Annotated in this window: 5 protein-coding genes; 4 read left to right on the top strand and 1 reads right to left on the bottom strand. The window is 62.7% G+C overall.

The window, feature by feature from the left end; translation table 11 throughout:
• Positions 1–791: LLM class flavin-dependent oxidoreductase (locus tag EN994_RS23140; protein WP_164746101.1), on the bottom strand; the 791-nt coding region annotated here is incomplete at its 3' end.
• Between the two features lie 111 nt (positions 792–902).
• Between EN994_RS23140 and EN994_RS23135 the strand changes: the two genes are divergently transcribed.
• The 4 genes from EN994_RS23135 to EN994_RS23120 form a co-directional block, all read left to right on the top strand.
• A complete protein-coding gene (locus tag EN994_RS23135; protein WP_127307831.1) occupies positions 903–1,223 on the top strand; it encodes a hypothetical protein in 321 nt (106 codons plus the stop codon).
• A 73-nt stretch (positions 1,224–1,296) separates the two neighbouring features.
• Entirely contained in the window at positions 1,297–2,094 is a 798-nt protein-coding gene (locus EN994_RS23130) for an ABC transporter substrate-binding protein (protein ID WP_024503391.1), read from the top strand.
• A gap of 149 nt (positions 2,095–2,243) precedes the next feature.
• Positions 2,244–2,918, top strand: a complete 675-nt coding sequence (locus tag EN994_RS23125) for an amino acid ABC transporter permease (protein WP_013527987.1) — start codon at positions 2,244–2,246, stop codon at positions 2,916–2,918.
• A gap of 49 nt (positions 2,919–2,967) precedes the next feature.
• Positions 2,968–3,471 (top strand): aminotransferase class V-fold PLP-dependent enzyme (locus EN994_RS23120; protein WP_127307830.1); only part of this gene is annotated, 504 nt, incomplete at its 3' end.

The following is a 3,471-nucleotide window of genomic DNA, read 5'->3' as shown; positions in this document are numbered from 1 at the left end:
TAGTAGGCCTGCGCCTCTTCCATCGTCGGGCGGCAGACGACATGCGCCACGGTGTAGACGCCGACATCGCGGCCTGCCTTATCGGCCCGCTCGCTGATGTCGGCGACATGCTTGCCGGCATCGCTCATTTCCGAAAATGTCGTGAACAGATAATCGCACCGGGCGGCAGCGAAATCGCGGCCCGGCCCGCCGAAGGCGGCGTTCATGGTCACGGGGCGCGGAACCTGCAGACTGGCCGGCCGGCTGACAGCCTCCTTGAGGCGGTAATAAGTGCCTTCGTAATCGAGCGGCTCGGCCGACGCATAAAGCTTTTCCAGGATTTCGATCCATTCGGCCGCCTGATCGTAGCCCTTCTCGACCAAAGGCGTGCCGAACATGCCGAATTCCTTCGGGTTCCAGCCGCAGACGATGTTCAAGCCCGCGCGTCCCTGGCTGATATGGTCGACCGTCGCCAGCGCCTTGGCGGCATAGAGCGGATGCACCAGCGGCACATGCACGGTCATGAACAGGCCGATCTGCTCGGTGGCCATGGCGAGTGCCGCCGCCCAGGTGAAGGTCTCGAACGACCATTCGCGCACCTTGTTGCGGCCGCCGAAGCCGCGCCAACGCGCGATCGGCAGCATGAACTCCAGCCCGGCGCGGTCGGCGATCTGGGCTGCGGTCACATTGTCCTGCCAGCTCGCCGCCCAGCGCTCCGGCACATCGGTGATGGCAAGCCCGCCATCGGCATTGGTCGAAAAGACGCCAAGCTTCAGTCTGTTCGAGCCGTGCAAAGGGTGTGGTTTGTTCACGTCGCGACCTCCCGGCGAAGATCGCACGCTAGGCCCGCGCGGAAATATTTCAAGCCTGAAATAGCTTGGCGTCACCATCGCTCGCGGGTATCGGTTCCAGCGGGCCGCACCGTGTCCACCACGCAACGGACATCGCAGCTTTTTAAGCTTAAAACTTTCGCCTTGAAAAGCGCCGCACTTTGGATAAGCATTCCGGAGTCGATGGCGATTGCCGTGCCGGACGGGCTTGCCGGCCAGTCCATCGAGCAGACCAGTCCATCGTGCCGGCCAGTCCATCGTGGGTGCTCCGGGTGGGAGTCTCAGTTCTTGTCGTTCATACTGCCCCAGTCATCATCCAACACGCGCCATGCCTTCGATGACGTGCGCGCGGATTCGCGGTCTGCAACACACAACATCGCCAACCGTGACCGCATGGTCGCTGCCATGAATTGACGCCCTGCGTGAAGCGGGGCGGCAAAAAACCGTGCGGGAGCAACCCGCCCGATCAACAACAGAGGGAACAAAAATGAGCTTCACGCGTCGCAAATTGCTTCTTCTCGCCGCCGCCATCGGCATCGCCGCCGGCCCCGCCACCGCTTATGCCGCGGATGTGCTCAATGTCGGCGCCTACCCGACCAACCCGCCCTTCGAATTCAAGAACGAGAGCGGCACTTTCGAAGGCTTCGAGGTCGACATCGTCAACGAAGCCGCCAAGCGCATCGGCATGACCACCGACATCGCCGATCTCGGCTTCCAGGCGCTGTTTGCCGCCACCACCTCGAAGCGCATCGACGTCGCCATCTCGTCGATCACCATCACGGCGGAGCGGCTGAAGTCACAGTCGTTCACGCAGCCCTATTATGATTCCGATATGGGCATCGCCACCAAGGCCGACAGCCCGATCAAGGCCGAGGCCGACCTCAAGGGCAAGATCATCGGCGTGCTGTCCGGTTCGACCGGCGAAACCTGGGTCAAGGCGCATCAGGAAGCCGACGGCTTCAGCGACGTGAAGGGCTACGACACGCAGCAGAACCTGCTGCTCGACCTCAGCGCCGGCCGCGTCGATGCGGCAGTCAGCGACATTCCGGGCATGGAATATTCCTTCACCAAGATGAAGGACCTGGTGGTCAAGGAGCGCATCAAGACCGGTGAGCAATACGGCCTGATGATGACCAAGGACCACCCGCTGCTCGGCAAGCTGAACGATGCGCTGAGCGCGATGAAGAAGGACGGCACGCTGGCCGCGATCCACAAGAAGTGGTTCGGCAGCGACGCGCCCGCCGACTCTTCGACCATGAAGGAAATGCCGCTGCCGAAGGCCTGAGCTGAAGGCTGCGGTAACATCGTGCCGGCTTTCCAGGCCGGCACGATTCTTTCACGCCTGGCCGCCGGCTTCTGCCGCAGATCTCCTGCCCTCGGCGGCCCATGAGTTTAACGTGAGCATTCTTTGCTCTGGGGTTCGGGAACGCTCCCATGTCGCTGATCGACACCTTCTTCAACCCCGACGTCATTATGTCCAGCCTGCCGGCGCTGCTGCGCGGCTTCCTGAACACGCTGCTGCTCGGCATTTTGAGCATCGGCATCGGCATCCCCATCGGCCTGGGGATCAGCCTGGTGCGGCTCTATGCGCCGAAGCCGTTGCGCTGGCTCGCGGTCGGCTACACCGACATCTTCCGCGCCCTGCCGGTGCTGGTCGTGCTGATCCTGATCTACTATGCGCTGCCCTTCCTCGGCATACGCCTGTCGTCCTGGGCATCGGCGGTGACAGCCTTCGCCTTCATCATGTCGGCCTACTCGGCCGAGGTGTTCCGCTCCGGCATCGAGAGCATTCCGCGTGGCCAGTTCGAGGCGTCGCAGGCGCTTGGCCTGCCGTTCCTCCTGACCTTGCGCAAGGTGGTGCTGCCGCAAGCGATCCGCGTCGTCATCCCGCCGATGACCAGCAACTGCGTCTCGATGTTCAAGGACACCTCGCTCGCCTCCACCGTGGCGCTGCCGGAACTCTTGAAGGAAGCGACCAACGCGCAGTCGCTCTACGCCAACCCATCGCCGCTGATCGGCGCCGCCCTTGTCTATCTCATCTTCCTCTGGCCGATGGTCCGCCTCGTCAGCCTGCTTGAAGAGCGCTTCAAGACCGAAAAGAAGCGCTGACCTCGCCAACCGATCCCACCCCGTCCAAGCCCTCCGCAGGAGCCTACCCGTGAATAAGCATCAAACCGACAATGCGAATGCCACCGCGTTCCCCGTCGACACCATCCGCGCCATGTTTCCAGCCTTGCAGCGGGCCGGCGATTTCATCTTTTTGGACAACGCCGCCGGCGCGCAGATCCCGCAGAGCGTGCTCGACGCGGTGACCAATCATCTGGTTTCGCACAATGTGCAGCGTGGCGGCCGCTATGGCCGCAGCGTCACCGTCGACCAATCGGTCGCCGATGCGCGGACAAGCGTCGCTCTGCTCATCAACGCCTACAGCCCGGCGGAAATCTGCTTCGGCATGAATGCCACCTCGTTCATCCGCCTGGTCAGCCTCGGCATCGGCCAGATGCTGCAAGAGCGCGACGAGATCGTCGTCACCGACATGGATCATGACGCCAACATCGCGACTTGGCTGGCGCTGGAATCGGCCGGTGCGAAATTCAAATGGTGGCGGATGCGTGAGGACGGCAATCTGCATGTCGACGATCTGCGTCCGCTGGTCTCGGAC

Source organism: Mesorhizobium sp. M7A.F.Ca.CA.002.09.1.1 (assembly GCF_003998555.1).
GTDB classification, from domain to species: domain Bacteria; phylum Pseudomonadota; class Alphaproteobacteria; order Rhizobiales; family Rhizobiaceae; genus Mesorhizobium; species Mesorhizobium ciceri.
This window is presented reverse-complemented; position numbering and strand designations above follow the sequence as displayed.